Genomic DNA, 16438 nt, shown 5'->3' on the forward strand with positions numbered 1-16438 from the left:
TCATGGCGGTCCCCCGCGGGAGCGGGGCTGATCCAGATCAAAGGCCTGCGCACCCATGCGAAGAAGCCCGCTCCGGCGGAGGCCGGGCGGGCTCTGGGACGGCTCCCGGCCGCCGCGGACGAGCCTCCGGAACCCGTCGGGTCCGGAGGGGCGCTCCTCAGTTGCAGCCTTCCTTGTGGACGGTCTTGGAGTTGCCCATGCCGTCCTCCTTGTGGACGGTCTTCGAGCCGCAATCGACCGTGCCGGTGGTGATGTCGCGCCGCTCGACGACGCCTTCCCGGCGCTCCACGGAGACGCTCGGAGCGCTGTCGCGGCGGATCACGGTGGTCTCCTCGGCCGTGGCGGGCGCGGCCAGGCCCGCGAGGGCGGCGGCGACGAAGCCGAGGGTCATGACCTTGCGCATGGGGAAGTCCTTTCCTGTACGGATGCTGGAGGACGATGGACGCCCAGGAACAACGAGCCCGGCGATACGGTTCCGTGCCGGTTTCGAGGCGGCCCGGTCGGCACCCAAGACTTTATGAATGCTGTCCGGGCCTGCGCCGGAATCGTCGCCGGCCGCCTCGCGGCCGCGGGCTCACCCGCGCGCCTCGTCGCTTCTCGACGTGCCGTCCGGCGGCGAGCCGGCACCGGGACCGCCCCGCCCATCGACGGCCGACCGCGGAGCACCGCTGGACGGACCCAGCGGCGGCGCCCGCGCAGGATCGGCGGCGACCGGCCGGCCTCTCACCGCCCTGCGGCGGATCGACACATCAAGGTATCAACTTGAAAGAAACTTGCGCGATTTGGATCAAATCTTTGTCACGAGAGCCGTCATCTTGGGAGATTCAGGGCTTGATAACGCCGTCTAGGCTATGACTGCCTCTGAGCTCTAAATAATTTAACACAGGTTGCCATGCTCAGGGTCGTCGGTTGCTTCGTGGGCGCGCATGACCTGTGGCTGGTCGGCTTGGCCGCCCTGGTCTGCGGTCTCTCCGGCGTCGCCTGCGTCGAGCTCCTGCGCCACGCGAGCCGGGCGGCCGGGCGGCTTCGTGCGACCTGGCTGTGCGTCGCGGCCGTGGCGGGCGGGTCCGGCATCTGGGCGACCCACTTCATCGCCATGCTGGCCTTCGAGCCGAGCGTGCCGAACGGCTACGCCCTCGGCCTCACCGCGCTCTCCCTCGCCTACGCGATCGTGCTGACGGGCGCCGGCCTCACGCTCGCGCAGCATCGCGCCGTGCCGCTCGCGCCCGTGCTGGGCGGCGGCGTGCTCGGCGGCGGGATCGCCGCGATGCACTACACCGGCATGGCCGCCTACGAGGTCGCCGGCCATCTCCGGTGGGATCCGGCCCTGGTCGCCGCGTCGCTGGGGCTCGGCGTCCTCTTCGGCGGGGCCGCGCTGCAGGTCGCCCTGTCGGGCCGGACCGGTCGTGCGCGCGGCGCGGGGGCGCTGCTGCTGCTGGTCGCCATCTGCAGCCACCACTTCACCGCGATGGGCGCCGTCACCATCGTGCCCGATCCCGCGATCCCGATCTCGGAGAGCGCCCTGCCCTCCCGCTGGCTCGCCGTCGGCATCGGGCTCGCGAGCCTCGCCATCCTGCTCCTCGCCTGCGCGGCGCTCGCCCTCGACATCCGCGAGCGGCGCCAGGCCGCGCTGGAGCGCGAGCGGCTGAACAGCCTCGCCAACGCCGCCGTCGAGGGGCTGGTGGTGTGCCGGGGCGACCTGATCGTCAGCGCCAACGACAGCTTCGGCCGGCTCGTCGGCCTCGCCGCGACCGCCCTGCCCGGCATGGCTCTGTCCCGCTTCCTGCCGGCGGCCCGCGCCGGCCAGGGCGGCCCGCCGGACCAGCCGGTGGAGGCCGAGCTGCACCCGGAGGCCGACGGCCCGATCCCGGTGGAGCTGATCATGCGGCCCGTCACCTACGGCGACCGGCCGCACTACGCCGTCGCCGTGCGCGACCTGCGCGGCCGCCGCAAGGCCGAGGGGCAGATCCAGTTCCTCGCCCATCACGACGCGCTCACGGGCCTCGCGAACCGGGCGAGCTTCAACCAGCGCCTCGACCACGAGCTGCGGCTCGCCGAGGCGACCGGGCGCAAGCTCGCCGTCCTCTGCCTCGACCTCGACCGGTTCAAGGAGGTCAACGACCTGTTCGGTCACGCCGCGGGCGACACCCTGCTGGTGAGCGTCGCCCAGGCGGTCACCGCGCTCCTCGACGACACGCAGATGATGGCCCGCCTCGGCGGCGACGAGTTCGCCATCCTGGTGCCCTGCGAGCAGGCGGTGGCGGCCGGCCGCCTGGCGGAGCAGATCCTCGAAGCCCTGCGCGGCGGCGGCACGGACGCGGCCGGCCCGGTGATCGCCACCAGCATCGGCATCGCGCTCTATCCGGACGACGCGGAGGAGCGCGCGCTGCTCCTGAACTACGCCGACACGGCCCTCTACAAGGCCAAGTCGGAGGGGCGCGGCACCTACCGCTTCTTCGAGGCGAAGCTCGGCATCCAGGTCCGCGAGCGCCGCCTCCTGGAACACGACCTGCGCCACGCCATCGCCCGCGGCGAGATGCACTTGGTCTACCAGCCGCAGACCGACGTGCGGACGGGCGCCACGACCGGGTTCGAGGTTCTGCTGCGCTGGCAGCATGCCGAGCGCGGCCCGATCTCGCCGGCCCTCTTCATCCCGATCGCGGAGGAGAGCGGCGCCATCCTGCAGATCGGCGAATGGGTGCTGCGCGAGGCCTGCCGCGAGGCCGCGGGCTGGCCCAACCCGCTCGCGCTGGCGGTGAACGTCTCCGCCGTGCAGGTGCTGGCGCCGCACTTCGTGCAGATGGTGCACGAGGTGCTGTTCCAGACCGGCCTCGCGGCCGCGCGGCTGGAGATCGAGATCACGGAGACCGCGCTGATCCGCGATCCCGCGCGCGCCCAGTCCACGCTGCGCCAGCTGAAGGCGCTGGGCCTGCGCATCGCGATGGACGATTTCGGCACCGGCTACTCGTCCCTCTCGAACCTGCGCACCTACCCCTTCGACAAGATCAAGATCGACGGCTCCTTCATCCGCTCTGTGGACGGGAGCGAGCAGACCAAGGCCATCGTGCGCTCCGTGCTGGGCCTCGGCCGCGGCCTCGGATTGCCGGTTCTGGCCGAGGGCGTCGAGACGGCGGCGGAATTGCGCTTCCTCGCCGAGGAGCAGTGCGAGGCCGCCCAGGGCTACCTGATGGGCCGCCCCGCACCGATCGAGGCGTTCGCGCAGCTCACCCATGGCGGCCGGGCGCGGGACGCCGCCGAGCCGCGGGGGCCGGAGGAGTCCCGCGCCGGGCCGCCGGACGCAGCGGGATCCGGACGGGACGCAGCGGCCGCCTAGCGCGTCGTCCTGCACATCGGATCCAGGACGATCCTCCAGGCCGCGGCGGGCCCCGGGCGGCCCGGTTCCGGGCGGTGCGTCAGGCCGGCACCCGCGCGGCGACGTGCTCGGCGATCGCGCCCGCCGTGGTCAGCCAGACGGCCTCACGCCGGGCCGCGATGTGGGCAAGCGCCTCTCGGAGCGGGCGCAGGCGGTGCGGCTGGCCGACGATGTAGGGGTGGAGCGCGATGCCCATCACCAGCGGCGCGGTGCGGGACTGTTCCAGCATCTCGTCGAAGCCGTCCACGATCGCCTCGGCGAACTGGCGGCCGGTGTCCTTGCGGGCGACGATGGCCGGGATGTCGTTGAGTTCCTGCGGGTAGGGCAGCGCGAGGATGCGTCCGCCGCCGCGCGTCGCGAACCAGGTCGGCTGGTCGTCGTGGCACCAGTCGAGCAGGTAGCGGTAGCCGGCCTCGGCCAGCAGGTCGGGTGTGACCCGCGACTGCGAGATCCAGGGGCCGAGCCAGCCGGCGGGCGCCCGGCCCTCCTCCAGCGCCAGGATCGCGGTCGCCTCGGCGATCAGCGCCCGCTCCTCGGCCTCCGAGAGCGTGCCCTGGCGCTCGGCGTTGGTGCGCCCGTGCCCGACGATCTCGTCGCCGCGCGCCCGGAAGGCCTCGATCAGGCCGGGGCAGTCCCGGTAGAGCCGGCTGTTGACGAGGACGCTCGCGGGCACGCCCAGGCCGTCGAGCAGGTCGCGCAGGCGCCACGCGCCGACCCGGTTGCCCCAGTCGCGCCAGGCGTAGTTCAGCACGTCCGGCTGCGGACCGCCGGGCGCCAGCTCCGCCCCGAGGCCGGAGCCGAAGTCGAAGGTCTCGAGGTTCAGCGCCACGTAGACCGCGAGGCGCCTTCCCCCCGGCCAGTCGTAGACCGGGCGGTCCGGCAGGGCGGAGTAGGCGTAGCGGCCGTGGCCGGCCGGATCTGGCGTCGTCATCGGGGTCCCGGTGTGCGTGTCGTGGATGGCGTCGTGGATGGCGTCGTGGATGGTGTCGTGGGCAAAGTCGCGAGGCGTCAGGCGGCTCCCAGATAGGCGGCCTCCAGCCCCGCATCGGCCCGGAGCTCGGCCGCCGTGCCGGAGGCCGCCACCCGCCCCTGCTCCAGCACGTAGCCCCGGTCGGCGACGGTCAGCGCCAGCGCCGCCATCTGGTCGACGATCAGGATGGTGGTGCCCCGGTCGCGCAGCTCCGCCACCACCGCGTAGAGGTCGTTGATGATCGCCGGGGCGAGGCCGAGGGAGGGCTCGTCGAGGAGCAGGATGCGCGGGCGCGCCATCATCCCGCGGGCGATGGCGAGCATCTGCTGCTCGCCGCCCGAGAGCAGGCCGGCCCGGCTCTCCGCCCGCTCGCGCAGGCGCGGGAAACGGTCGAGGAGCGCCTCGACCTCGGCCGGATCGACCCGCCCGTCCCGGCTCCCGGACCGGCTCCAGGCGCCGAGCCGGATGTTCTCCACCACGGTGAGTTCGGGGAAGACCTGCCGGCCCTCCGGCACGAGGGCGAGGCCGAGACGGGCGACCGCGTGGGCGGGGAGCGCCCCGATCGCGGCGTCGGCCAGCACGATCGATCCCTCGACCGGGCGCAGCAGGCCGGCGAGCGCGCGCATCGCCGTGGACTTGCCGGCGCCGTTGGAGCCCAGCAGCGCCACCGCCTCGCCCGGCCGAACGGCGAGCGCGATGCCGTCGAGGACGGGGGCGGCGCCGTAGCCCGCCCGCAGGCCGTGGGCGGCGAGCACCGGGTCGGCCGGCCCGGTCCAGGGCTCGGCCCGCGGCCGGGCCGGGGTGTCGGCGGCGCCCAGATAGGCCCTGAGCACGGCCGGGTTCCGGCGGATCTCGGCGGGCGGTCCCCAGGCGATCGGGCGGCCCGCATCCATCACCAGGATGCGGTCGGAGACGCCCATCACCAGCGGCATGTCGTGCTCGACCAGGATCACCGCGATGCCGCAGGCCGCGATCCGGCGCAGCAAGGTCCCGAGCCGATCGGTGTCGGCCCGGGCGAGGCCCGCGGCCGGCTCGTCGAGGAGCAGCACGCGGGGGGCGCCCGCGAGCGCGCGGGCGATCTCCACGAGGCGGCGATCGACATGGGCGAGCTCGGCGGCCGGCCGGTCGAGGGCGCCCGCATAGCCCACGAAGGCGAGGAGCGCGGCGGCCTCGGCCCGGTCCTCCGGCCCTGCCCGGCGCAGCAGCCGGCCGGGGGCGCGGGCGAGCGTCACGTTCTCGATCACCGAGAGCGAGCCGAACAGCCGCGTGGTCTGGTAGGTGCGGGCGATGCCCGCGCGGGCGACCGCGTGGGCGGGGGCGCCGGCGAGGTCGCGGGATCCGAGCCGGATCGTGCCGGCGCTCGGGCGATAGAACCCCGAGACCATGTTGAGCACAGTGGTCTTGCCGGCCCCGTTCGGGCCGATCACGCTGGTGACGGCCCCGGGCGGCGCTGCGAAGGCGACGCCGTCGGCCGCCCGGATGCCCCCGAAGGCGATGCCGAGGCCCTCGACCGCGAGCGCCTCGCGCTCGGCCCGGCGCAGGAAGGCCGGCGCCCCGGCCCCGGAGGCGGGCGCGGGGGCCGCGCCACCGCGCGGGAGCAGCCGCGCGAGGCTGCCGACGAGGCCCGCGGGCACCAGCCAGAGCACGACCAGCGTGGTGAGGCCGAAGAAGAGCAGCCGGTACTCGGCGAGCCCGGCCAGAGCCTCCGGCAGCAGCACCGTCACCAGGGCGCCGAAGAGCGGGCCCAGCACCGTGCCGGCCCCGCCGACCACGACGGAGAGCACGAACAGGATCGACTGCGAGAAGGGAAAGGAACTCGGCGCGATGAACAGCATCAGGGGCGGCAGCACCGCGCCCGCGAGCCCGGTGAGCGCCGCCGAGATCGCGAAGGCCGCGGTCTTCACCCGCACCGGGTCGAAGCCGAGGGAGGCTGCGGCGACGTCCGCGTCGCGCACCGCCCGCATCGCCCGGCCGAGGCGGGCGTCGCGCAGGCGATGGAAGCCGTAGAGGCTGAGGCCCGCCGCCAGCACCGCGAGGAGCGCCAGTTCGCGCTCGCCGAAGGTCTGCCCGAACAAGCTCGGGGGCGCGGCGGCGACGAGGCCGTTCTGGCCGCCGGTGAGGTCGCCGCCCTCGATCAGCGCGTGCTCGACGAGGAAGCCGAAGGCGATCGTCACCATGGCGAGGTAGGGGCCGCGCACCCGCATGGCCGGCACGGCGAGAGCCGCGCCCACGAGGCCCGAGAGAGCGGCGGCGGCCGGCAGCGCCGCCCAGAAGCTCACGCCCTTGAGCGTCAGGATCGCGCTCGTGTAGGCGCCGACCGCGTAGAAGCCCGCATGGCCGAACGAGATCAGTCCGGCGAGCCCGAGCAGGACGTTGAGCCCGGTGCCGGCGACCACCGTCAGCGCCACGAGCGCGATGACGAAGTGGCTGTAGCCGCTCGTCGCCCCGACGAGGCCGAGGCCGGCGAGCGTCAGGGTCAGGATGGCCAGCGGCATCGCGGCCGGCGCGCGGGGGGAGAACGCTGGGCGCATCGGGTCAGACCTTGTTGACGGCGGCACGGCCGAGGAGGCCGTTCGGGCGCAGGGCCAGCGCCAGGATGATCACCGAGAACACGACGATCTGGGTGGCGCCGGAGCCGAGGGTGGCGGTGACGCCGGCCTCGACGAGGCCGTAGAGGAGGCCCGCCAGCACCACGCCGGTGGCCGAGCCGATCCCGCCGAGGATCGCCACCGCGAAGGCCTTGATCCCGAAGAGTGCCCCCATCTCGGCCGAGACCGAGAAGAGCGGCGCGATGAGGAGCCCCGCCGTCCCTGCGAGCACCGCCGAGAGCGCGAAGGCGCAGGCGATCGTGCGACCGACATCGATGCCCATGAGGCGCGCGGCCTCGGTGTTCTGGGCCACCGCCAGCAGCACGCGGCCGAGCTCGGTCCCGCGGAACACCGCCCGGATGGCGAGCGCCGCCGCGATCCCGACCGCGGGAATCGCGAGCTGCAGGGGGTAGATCCCGGCGCCGAGCACCTGGACCGGCGCCGCCACCAGGGCGGAGGGGAGGCTGCGCGGCTCCTTGCCGAAGGTGAACAAGAGGGCGTTGTCGAGGATGATGCCGCCGGCCACGGTCGCCAGCAGCCACGCGTCGGAGCCCCGCGCCACGAAGGGGCGCACCAGCAGGCGCTCGACGGCGAGCCCCAGCAGCGCGCAGCCGGCGAGCGCGGCCGCCGCCGCCAGCGGCATCGGCCAGCCGAGCCGCACCCCGAAGGCGTAGCCCAGCACCGCCCCCAGCGTGACGGCGCTCCCCTGCGCGAAGTTCACGGTGCCGGAGACCGCGAAGGTGATGTGGAAGCCCAGCGCCACCAGCCCGTACATGCTGCCGAGGCCGAGCCCGCTGACGAGGATGCCGGTCAGCATGACGCCCGCTCCCCGTCTCGTCCGCCGCGCCGTCCGCCGGGCCCCGTCATTGCGCCACCGCGACGATCTCGCCGTTGCGGAAGCGGGAGAAGACGTAGTCGGCGGGTCCCAGCGCGTCGTGCCGGCCGGGCGCGAAGGGCGTCTCGTAGGTCTTGATCAGCCCCGGATAGGGCGCGACCTTGTAGAAGCCGTCGCGGAGCTTGGGGCCCTCCGTCGAGCCCGCCGCCCGGATGGCCAGGGCGATCAGGTGCGTGGCGTCGTAGGCGTTGGCGATGCCCACCGCCGGCGTGACGTCGGCCATCGACTTGATCGCCGGGTACTTGGTCTTCAGCGCCTCCAGCACGGCCTTCGCCTTCGGGTTCTCGTTGCCCGCGAAGGTGAAGGTCTGGACGAAGTGCACCCGCGCCGCGCCGGGGCCGGCAAGCTCGTCGAAGCGCCCGCCCGCCGGGCCCCAGTGGGAGACGACCGGCACGTCCCAGCCCATCCGGTCGAGGGACTTCACCACCTGGGCCGAGGGGCCGACATTGCCGACGAGGAAGAGCGCGTCGGCGCCCGCCTCGCGCAGCCGCGTGAGCTGGGGCACCATGTCGAGGTCGTTGGCCTCGTACTTCTCGATCCCGGCTGAGGGCAGGCCCGCGGCCTTCAGCGCCGCGACGATCCCCTGCTGGTTCGACTCGCCCCAGGCGTTGTTGACGAGGATCGCGCCGGGCTTCTTCGCCCCGTAGGTCTTCTGCGCGTAGGCGACGAGCGCCTCGTCCACCAGCGCGTCGACCGCCGAGACCCGGAAGACGTAGTTGTCGGCCGCCCCGTTGCGGGTGATGCCGGTGCCGGCCGCCCAGGGACCGACGAACGGCACCTTCATCTGGTTGGCGATCGGCACGATGGCCATCGAGACCGGGGTGTCGAGGCCGCCGATCAGCGCGACCACGCCCGCGCGCTGGATCAGCTCGCGGGCGGCGAGAACGCCCTTGGAGGGGTTGGCCTCGTCGTCGCGGGCGACGAGTTCGAGCGGGCGCCCGAGCACCCCGCCCTGCTTGTTGATCTCGTCGATGGCGAGCCCGATCCCGCGGGAGATCGCCTCGCCGGACTTGGCCGACTGGCCGCTCAGCGCCGTGACGAGACCGATCCGCACCGGCTCGGCGGCCCGGACGGGGCCGAGGTCGAAGCCGAGGCACGCGACTCCCGCCAGCAGGGTGCCGAGGGCGAGGCGACGGGTGAGGCGGGCGGCGTGGGGGCGCTGGGGCATGGCGGTCCGGGCTCGTATGTGGTCGACCGGGTTCCGCAACGCCCGTGCCAGGGTGCTCGCCCCCACCTCGCGGCCATCGCTGCGCGCGAACCGCCCGATCGGCGCGCAGCGTGTGCACAGGTCCGCGCCAAAGTGCATACACTTTCTGCATGCATGCCGCGCGCGCCTCGGCCATGCTGGGCGCCGACCGAAAGACGGAGCCGGAGCGATGAGCGTGGATAGGGAAGCGGCGGAGCGGGCGGAACGCGACGCGGCGGTGGTGACCGCCTATCTCGAAGCCTCGATGGTGCCGGACCCCGAGACGGCGGCGCGCCACATGGCGCCCGGCATCGCGATCGTCTTCACGGGAGGGCGCGTTTTCCGGCACCCGCGCGAGGTCACCGCCTTCAACGCGGGACGCTACGCCTGGGTGAAGAAGCGCATGGAGCGCCTCGACGTGGTGTTGGGCGACGGCATCACGACGGTCTACAGCCTCGGCACGCTCTACGGCGCGTGGCCGGACGGGGAGGCCTTCGAGGGCAACCGCTACGTCGATCGCTTCACCGTGCGGGACGGGCTGATCGTCTCCATGGAGGTCTGGAACGACTCGGCCGAGCGCCTGCTCGACCGGCAAGCGCGCTGACCGCTCAGCCCTCGACGTAGGGCGCGAGCAGCCGGATCAGGTCGCGCTCGCGCCGGGGTTCCGAGACGATGCGCGCCCGCTCGGCCACGGCGTCGAGATGGTGGTCCATCAGCGCGGTTGCCCGCTCGGCGTCGCCCGCGACCAGCGCCGCCACGATCTCCCGGTGCTCGCTCACGGCGCAGTCGGAGGAGTGCGGCCGGCTGTAGAGCGAGAGGATCAGGGCGCAGCGGTAGCCGAGCTCGGCCACGTAGCGGGCGAGCACCGGGCTCCCGGTCATCTCGGCGAGCAGCAGGTGGAACTCGGTGGCGAGCCGGATCGAGCCGGCCTCCGGGCCGCCGCTCGCCCGCGCCTCGCCCGCGATATGGGCCTCGAGCGCCGCCCGCTGCGCCGCGTCGAGCCGGCCCGCGAGCCGCCGGACGACGAGCCGCTCCAGGCTGATGCGCACGTCGAAGGTGTCGCGCGCCTCCTCCCAGCTCGGGCTCGCCACGACCGCGATGCGGTTGCGGCGCAGCTCCACCAGTCCTTCGCCCGCGAGCTGGCCGAGCGCCTGGCGCGCGATGGTGCGGCTGACGCCGAAGCGCTCGCCGAGCGCGTCCTCCGGCAGACGGTCGCCGGGCGCCAGCGCCCGCTCGACGATGGCCCGGCGCAGGGAGCGGCAGATCGCGCCGACGCGATCGCTTCCGCCATTCGCCCCCGCCTGCCTCATCGCGCTCGGGACTTCCGCGGCAAGGGATGCTCCAAGAGACGTTTCAAGGGACGTTTCAAGGGACGCTCCGCGCTGGGTCCGGTCGGAGGCGGATGCGGATGCAGGGACGGTGCCGGAGGCGGGTCCTGCGATCCGCGCCCGGGGGCCCGACGACGACGCTCGCGCCGGAGCGCCGACGAAGGGCGTGCACGGCCGTCCGGGATGTCCGCCGCGCGGCGGCGACGGCATCCTGGAGACCGACCCGGTCGCCCGCTCAGATCTTCCGCACGGCGCCCTTGGCGGCGCTGGTGGTCAGCGCCGCGTAGGCCCGGAGCGCCGCGCTCACCTTCCGCTTGCGCGGCTGGGCCGGCTGCCAGCCCCGCCGCTCTTGCGCCTGCCGCCGCCGCTCCAGCTCGGCCGGATCGACCGCGAGGTGGATGCGCCGGTTCGGGATGTCGATCTCGATCGGATCGCCCTGCTCGACGAGGCCGATCAGGCCGCCCTCGGCGGCTTCCGGCGAGACGTGGCCGATCGACAGGCCCGAGGAGCCGCCCGAGAAGCGCCCGTCGGTGACGAGTGCGCAGGCTTTGCCGAGACCCTTCGATTTCAGGTAGCTCGTGGGATAGAGCATCTCCTGCATGCCGGGGCCGCCGCGCGGGCCCTCGTAGCGGATCAGCACCACCTCGCCGGCCTTGACCCGGCCGTTGAGGATGCCGTCGACCGCCGCGTCCTGGCTCTCGAAGACGTGGGCGGTGCCGGTGAAGGAGAGGATCGAGGCGTCGACGCCCGCCGTCTTCACGATGCAGCCGTCCTCCGCGAGGTTGCCGAACAGCACCGCCAGCCCGCCGTCGCGCGAGTAGGCGTGCTCCGCGTCGCGGATCACGCCGCCCGCCCGGTCGAGGTCGAGCTCGTCCCAGCGCGCCGCCTGACTGAAGGCGACCTGGGTCGGCACGCCGCCGGGCGCCGCCCGGTAGAACTCGTGCACCGCGGGGCTCGCGCTCTGCCGCACGTCCCAGCGCGCCAGGGCCTCGGCCAGGGTGCCCGCCGCGACGTTCCCGGCGCGGGCGTCGAGGAGGCCGGCCCGGTCGAGCTCGCCCAGGATGGCCATGATGCCGCCGGCCCGGTGCACGTCCTCCATGTGGACGTTGGCCACCGCCGGGGCGACCTTGCACAGCACCGGCACGCGCCGCGAGAGCCGGTCGATGTCGGCCATGGTGAAGGGCACCTCGCCCTCGTGGGCGGCGGCCAAGAGGTGCAGCACCGTGTTGGTCGAGCCGCCCATGGCGATGTCGAGCGTCATCGCGTTCTCGAAGGCCGCGAAGCTCGCGATCGCGCGGGGCAGCACGCTGGCGTCGTCCTGCTCGTAGTGGCGGCGGGCCAGATCCACCACGAGGTGGCCGGCCTCGACGAAGAGGCGGCGGCGGTCGGCATGCGTGGCCAGCACCGAGCCGTTGCCGGGCAGCGCCAGCCCCAGCGCCTCGGTGAGGCAGTTCATGGAATTGGCCGTGAACATTCCCGAGCACGAGCCGCAGGTCGGGCAGGCCGAGCGCTCGATCGTCGCCACGTCGTCGTCGGAGACCCGGTCGTCGGCCGCCGCCACCATGGCGTCCACGAGGTCGAACTTGCGGGTGATGCCGTTCATCACGACCTTGCCGGCCTCCATCGGCCCGCCCGAGACGAACACGCACGGGATGTTGAGGCGGAGCGCCGCCATCAGCATGCCGGGGGTGATCTTGTCGCAGTTCGAGATGCACACCATCGCGTCGGCGCAGTGCGCGTTGACCATGTACTCGACCGAGTCGGCGATCAGCTCGCGGGAGGGGAGCGAGTAGAGCATGCCGTCGTGGCCCATCGCGATACCGTCATCGACCGCGATGGTGTTGAACTCCTTGGCCACGCCCCCCGCCTGCTCGATCTCGCGCGCGACGAGCTGGCCCAGATCCTTCAGGTGGACGTGGCCCGGCACGAACTGCGTGAAGGAGTTGACCACCGCGATGATCGGCTTGCCGAAATCCGAATCCTTCATGCCGGTGGCGCGCCAGAGGCCGCGGGCGCCGGCCATGTTGCGGCCGTGGGTGGTGGTGCGGGAGCGGTAGGCGGGCATCGGCGTCTCGGGGAGGGATTTTTGTTGGAGGAATTCCAGGCCTTCTCCGGCTTCGGGCGGCCGGGTTCAAGCGTCTTCCGGGCGGTGCGGGCATGCAGCGTGACCGGGGGCCGTTCCGGCGGCTCGGGTCCGCGCGTTCTCCCTCCCCCCTCTGCGAGGGAGGGTGGGCCGGCCGTCAGGCCGGGTCGGGAGAGGGGAGCCCGGCTTCCGGAGAGGACGCGACCGGCATGAAGGGCCGAGCCCTGTTCTGCACCGTCGCTCCCCTCTCCCGTCGCCCTTCGGGCGCCACCCTCCCCCGCAGAGGGGGGAGGGAGAGCGCGGGCGCCACCGTCGGCCCGTGTCGGGCGACGGGCGCATCTCACTCGGCAGCGCTCAGCGGTCCGGTCGCAGCGGCGAACTGGGCCGCGTGCAGGCGGCGGTAGTAGCCGCCGCGCGCCAGCAGGGCCTCGTGGCGGCCCTCCTCGACGATGCCGCCCTCGGTCACCACCACGATCCGGTCGGCGTGCCGGACGGTGGCGAGGCGGTGGGCGATCACGAGCGTCGTGCGCCCGGCCGACAATTCGGCGAGCGCCGCCTGGATCTCCCGCTCGGTCTCGGTATCGAGCGCCGAGGTCGCCTCGTCGAGGATCAGGATCGGCGGGTTCTTCAGGAAGACCCGAGCGATCGCCATGCGCTGCTTCTGCCCGCCCGAGAGCCTCACGCCCCGCTCGCCCACCACCGTGTCCAGCCCCTCGGGAAGCCCCGCGATCAGGTCGCCGAGGCGCGCGCGGCGGGCCGCATCGAGGATCTCGGCCTCGGAGGCGTCGAGGCGGCCATACGCGATGTTCTCCCGGATCGTGCCGGCGAACAGGAACACGTCCTGCTGCACGATGCCGATCTGACCGCGCAGCGAGGCCAGCGTCAGGTCCCGGATGTCGTGCCCGTCGATCGTGATGCGGCCGGCCTCGACCTCGTAGAAGCGCGGGATCAGCGAGCAGAGCGTGGTCTTGCCCGCCCCCGAGGGACCGACGAGCGCCACCGTCTCGCCGGGCGCGACCGCGAGGTTCAGCCCGCGCAGCACCAGCCGATCCGGGCTGTAGCCGAAGGCGACGTCCTCGAAGCGGATCGCGCCGGCGAGCGGCCCGGCGGCCACCGCGCCCGGCCGGTCGGCGATGTCGGGCTCCGTGCCGATGAGGCCCATGTAGCGCCGGAAGCCCGCGATGCCCTTCGGGTAGGTCTCGACCACCGCGCCGATCTTCTCCAGCGGCCGGTAGAACACGCCGACGAGCAGCAGGAACCCGATGAACCCGCCCGCCGTGAGGTCGCCCCGGACCACGAAGGCGGCGCCGCCGAGGAGCACCACGATCTGGACGAGGCGCATGCCGAGGTAGTTGATCGACAGGCTCGCCGCCATGATGCGGTAGGCCTCGAGCTTGGTGGCGCGGTAGCGAGCGTTGTCGGCCGCGAAGAGGGCGCGCTCGTGCGCCTCGTTGGCAAACGCCCGCACCACGCGCACGCCGCCGACATTCTCCTCGATGCGGGCGTTGAAGGCGCCGACGCGCCCGTACTGGGCCTGCCAGTTCCGGGTCATGCGCCCGCCGTACCGCAAGGTCACGAAGGCGATCACCGGGAGGATCGCGGCCGTCAGCAGGGCGAGCGGCGGGTGGACCCAGGTCATCAGCCCGAAGGCGCCGACCAGCGTCATCACGGCGATGAACAGGTCCTCCGGCCCGTGATGGGCGACCTCGCCGATCTCCTCCAGGTCCTTCGTCACGCGGGCCACGAGGTGGCCGGTCTTCTGGCCGTCGTAGAAGCGGAAGGAGAGCTTCTGCAGGTGGTCGAAGGCGCGGGCCCGCATCGTGGTCTCGATGTTGATGCCGAGCACGTGGCCCCAGTAGGTCACCACCACCATCAGGCCGGCGTTGGCGACGTAGAGGGCCGCGAGCCCCGCGGCGGCCAGCACGATCAGGCCCCAGTCCTGCTGCGGCAGCAGCCGGTCGACGAACAGCTTCACGGCGATCGGAAAGCCGAGTTCGAGCAGGCCCGAGAGCACGGCGCAGCCGAAATCGACCAGGAACAGGGTCCGGTGGGGCCGGTAATAGGCGAGAAAGGCCTTCAGCATCGGGGTCTCGCGAGGGGCGCGGGCCCCCCTGATAGGGGCAGACGGCCCGGCTGCCCAGCGCACCTGCCGCCGCGCCCGCTCAGCCCTGCGCCTTCAGACCGTAGCTCTTGAACTTCTCGACGTTGCGGGCGATCTCGTCGTCGGGCAGCACCACCGGCGTGCCGACCTGCAGCGCCACCGCGTATTGCCGGCACAGCGTCTCCAGCTCCACCGCGAGCCAGAGCGCCTTCTCGAGATCCGGCCCGGTGGCGATCATGCCGTGGTTGGCGAGCAGGCAGCAGGTCCGGTCCTCCAGCGCCGCCAGCGCGTGGGCGGAGAGTTCCTCCGTGCCGAAGGTGGCGTAGGGCGCGCAGCGCACCGTGGGGCCGCCCGCCGCCGCGATCATGTAGTGCACCGCCGGGATCTCCCGCCGACACATGGCGAAGGCGGTGCAGTGGATCGGATGGGCGTGCACCACCGCGTTGACCTCCGGCCGGGCCGCCAGGATGTCCCGGTGGAAGCGCCATTCCGAGGAGGGCTTGAGCGGGTGCTCGTGCGTGCCGTCGAGGCGCATGAACACGATGTCGTCCGGGCTCATGCGGGCGTAGGGCAGGCCGGACGGCGTGATCAGCAGCCCGTCTTCCCAGCGCTGGGAGAGGTTGCCCGATGTGCCCTGGGTGAGCCCGAGCGCGTCGAGGCTGCGGGCGGCCTCCACGATCGATTGCCGGACCCGGAAGGCGTCGTGGCGCGCCATGCGCGTTCCCCGCGAGACGAGAAGACGTGACGAGAAGACCCGGCACTGCCACGGGCGCCGGGACCCGTCTAGGGCCGTTCCCGATCGCGCTGCGATCGGGAACGGCCCTAACCTCTTGTCTTGACGCGCTCTCTCGCGCCGAACCGGCGTCCACTTCGGCGCAAGAGCGCTCTAGCCCGGGACCCGCGTCGTGCGCTGGCCCGCGCGAGCCGCTGGACGAAGGCTTCGACATTTGGCATTCCAAATGCCAATATGCGCTGTCCACGAATGCCGCCGTTGTGGGCACCCGGTCGGGGCGGCTTTGAGTTGTCCGCGCTTTCGGCTAGGTCTCGGTGCAGGAAGCGGCGCGGCAGCCGGCGAAGTCTGGATTCAGGATGTCCAACAGCGACCAGTTCAGCATCAAGCCGATCGTCGCGAGTTCGAGCCTGCGCACGTTGGCCTACGAGGCGCTGAAATCCGCCATCACCAACATGGACCTCTACGGCCGCCCCGACGAGGTGCGGCTGGACGAGCGCAAGCTCTCGCAGGATCTCGGCGTCAGCCGCACGCCCGTGCGCGAGGCGCTCACCGTGCTGGAGCAGGAGGGCTTCGTGCGCTCCGAGGCGCGCCGCGGGATCTTCGTGATCAAGAAGACCCGGGCCGAGATCGTCGGCATGATCCACGCCTGGGCCGCGCTGGAGAGCATGGCGGCCCGCCTCGCCTGCGAGCGGGCGACCGATGCGCAGCTGCAATCCCTGCGCACCGAGTTCCCGGAATTCTACGAGGGCCGCCCCGCCGAGCATCTCGACGAGTACTCGGACGCCAACATCCGCTTCCACCAGAAGATCATCTCGCTCGGCCAGTGCGAGGCCATCGCGAGCCTGTCCAGCAACCTGCTGATGCATGTCCGCGGCATCCGCAACACGGCGTTGCGCCAGGGCGAGCGGGCCGAGAACTCGATCCGCGAGCACGTGGCGATCATCAAGGCCCTGGAGGCCCGCCAAGCCGAGCTCGCCGAGCGGCTGGTGCGCGAGCACGGCCTGGGCCTCGCCCGCCACGTGGACACCTACGGCCACTATCTCGACTGATCCGGCGGCAGGGCCTGCAGGCCGCCGGGACCGGTGTCATGCGGTTTCCGAGGGAGGTGCGGGTCCCCTCTCCCTATGGGCAGGGCGATCGCATATGGCGGGGGTCGTCTCCTCGATCGCCACTGGAACCGC

At 72.9% G+C, this 16438-nt stretch carries 12 protein-coding genes; 3 read left to right on the plus strand and 9 right to left on the minus strand.

The genetic code is table 11. From position 1 onward, the window contains the following. Positions 1-157: 157 nt before the first annotated feature. Positions 158-403 (minus strand): hypothetical protein, encoded by a 246-nt coding sequence (locus AX737_RS18635; protein ID WP_066924016.1) that lies wholly within the window; start codon positions 401-403, stop codon positions 158-160. Positions 404-892: 489 nt separating this feature from the next. On the opposite strand from AX737_RS18635, the gene AX737_RS18640 reads away from it, so the two are divergent. Further along, entirely contained in the window at positions 893-3334 is a 2442-nt protein-coding gene (locus AX737_RS18640) for an EAL domain-containing protein (protein WP_082773132.1), read from the plus strand. A 79-nt stretch (positions 3335-3413) separates the two neighbouring features. Here AX737_RS18640 and AX737_RS18645 read toward each other — a convergent pair whose 3' ends face one another. The 4 genes from AX737_RS18645 to AX737_RS18660 form a co-directional block, all read right to left on the minus strand. After that, positions 3414-4304 (minus strand): polysaccharide deacetylase family protein, encoded by an 891-nt coding sequence (locus AX737_RS18645; protein WP_066924018.1) that lies wholly within the window; start codon positions 4302-4304, stop codon positions 3414-3416. Positions 4305-4381: 77 nt separating this feature from the next. After that, a complete protein-coding gene (locus tag AX737_RS18650) occupies positions 4382-6874 on the minus strand; it encodes a branched-chain amino acid ABC transporter ATP-binding protein/permease (protein WP_066924020.1) in 2493 nt (830 codons plus the stop codon). A gap of 4 nt (positions 6875-6878) precedes the next feature. Continuing rightward, the gene (locus AX737_RS18655; RefSeq protein ID WP_066924022.1) at positions 6879-7748 is read right to left on the minus strand and encodes a branched-chain amino acid ABC transporter permease; all 870 of its coding nucleotides are present in this window, start codon (positions 7746-7748) and stop codon (positions 6879-6881) included. 46 nt (positions 7749-7794) lie between these two features. Next, positions 7795-8994: an ABC transporter substrate-binding protein gene (locus AX737_RS18660; RefSeq protein WP_066924024.1), complete on the minus strand. Its 1200-nt coding sequence runs from the start codon at positions 8992-8994 to the stop codon at positions 7795-7797. Positions 8995-9202: 208 nt separating this feature from the next. On the opposite strand from AX737_RS18660, the gene AX737_RS18665 reads away from it, so the two are divergent. Further along, on the plus strand, positions 9203-9616 hold the full coding sequence (locus AX737_RS18665; RefSeq protein ID WP_066924026.1) for a nuclear transport factor 2 family protein: 414 nt from the start codon (positions 9203-9205) through the stop codon (positions 9614-9616). A gap of 4 nt (positions 9617-9620) precedes the next feature. Here AX737_RS18665 and AX737_RS18670 read toward each other — a convergent pair whose 3' ends face one another. From AX737_RS18670 to AX737_RS18685, 4 genes are all read right to left on the minus strand, one after another. After that, positions 9621-10322, minus strand: coding sequence for a GntR family transcriptional regulator (locus tag AX737_RS18670; RefSeq protein WP_066924028.1), 702 nt, complete (start codon positions 10320-10322; stop codon positions 9621-9623). A 253-nt stretch (positions 10323-10575) separates the two neighbouring features. Then, positions 10576-12405, minus strand: coding sequence for a dihydroxy-acid dehydratase (gene ilvD / locus AX737_RS18675; RefSeq protein ID WP_066924030.1), 1830 nt, complete (start codon positions 12403-12405; stop codon positions 10576-10578). A gap of 358 nt (positions 12406-12763) precedes the next feature. Continuing rightward, positions 12764-14506, minus strand: a complete 1743-nt coding sequence (locus AX737_RS18680; RefSeq protein ID WP_066924032.1) for an ABC transporter ATP-binding protein — start codon at positions 14504-14506, stop codon at positions 12764-12766. Between the two features lie 79 nt (positions 14507-14585). Further along, positions 14586-15239 (minus strand): class II aldolase/adducin family protein, encoded by a 654-nt coding sequence (locus AX737_RS18685; RefSeq protein WP_066924034.1) that lies wholly within the window; start codon positions 15237-15239, stop codon positions 14586-14588. A 374-nt stretch (positions 15240-15613) separates the two neighbouring features. Between AX737_RS18685 and AX737_RS18690 the strand changes: the two genes are divergently transcribed. Then, on the plus strand, positions 15614-16306 hold the full coding sequence (locus AX737_RS18690) for a GntR family transcriptional regulator (RefSeq protein ID WP_066924036.1): 693 nt from the start codon (positions 15614-15616) through the stop codon (positions 16304-16306). Positions 16307-16438 lie beyond the last annotated feature (132 nt).

It is taken from the genome of Methylobacterium sp. CCH5-D2, from assembly GCF_001556475.1.
Lineage (GTDB): Bacteria > Pseudomonadota > Alphaproteobacteria > Rhizobiales > Beijerinckiaceae > Methylobacterium > Methylobacterium hispanicum.

Excerpts from the sequence above, each read along its gene's own strand:
- AX737_RS18635 (WP_066924016.1), bottom strand. The coding sequence starts at position 403 with ATGCGCAAGGTCATGACCCTCGGCTTCGTCGCCGCCGCCCTCGCGGGC.
- AX737_RS18640 (WP_082773132.1), top strand. The coding sequence starts at position 893 with ATGCTCAGGGTCGTCGGTTGCTTCGTGGGCGCGCATGACCTGTGGCTG.
- AX737_RS18645 (WP_066924018.1), bottom strand. The coding sequence starts at position 4,304 with ATGACGACGCCAGATCCGGCCGGCCACGGCCGCTACGCCTACTCCGCC.
- AX737_RS18650 (WP_066924020.1), bottom strand. The coding sequence starts at position 6,874 with ATGCGCCCAGCGTTCTCCCCCCGCGCGCCGGCCGCGATGCCGCTGGCC.
- AX737_RS18655 (WP_066924022.1), bottom strand. The coding sequence starts at position 7,748 with ATGCTGACCGGCATCCTCGTCAGCGGGCTCGGCCTCGGCAGCATGTAC.
- AX737_RS18660 (WP_066924024.1), bottom strand. The coding sequence starts at position 8,994 with ATGCCCCAGCGCCCCCACGCCGCCCGCCTCACCCGTCGCCTCGCCCTC.
- AX737_RS18665 (WP_066924026.1), top strand. The coding sequence starts at position 9,203 with ATGAGCGTGGATAGGGAAGCGGCGGAGCGGGCGGAACGCGACGCGGCG.
- AX737_RS18670 (WP_066924028.1), bottom strand. The coding sequence starts at position 10,322 with ATGAGGCAGGCGGGGGCGAATGGCGGAAGCGATCGCGTCGGCGCGATC.
- ilvD (WP_066924030.1), bottom strand. The coding sequence starts at position 12,405 with ATGCCCGCCTACCGCTCCCGCACCACCACCCACGGCCGCAACATGGCC.
- AX737_RS18680 (WP_066924032.1), bottom strand. The coding sequence starts at position 14,506 with ATGCTGAAGGCCTTTCTCGCCTATTACCGGCCCCACCGGACCCTGTTC.
- AX737_RS18685 (WP_066924034.1), bottom strand. The coding sequence starts at position 15,239 with ATGGCGCGCCACGACGCCTTCCGGGTCCGGCAATCGATCGTGGAGGCC.
- AX737_RS18690 (WP_066924036.1), top strand. The coding sequence starts at position 15,614 with ATGTCCAACAGCGACCAGTTCAGCATCAAGCCGATCGTCGCGAGTTCG.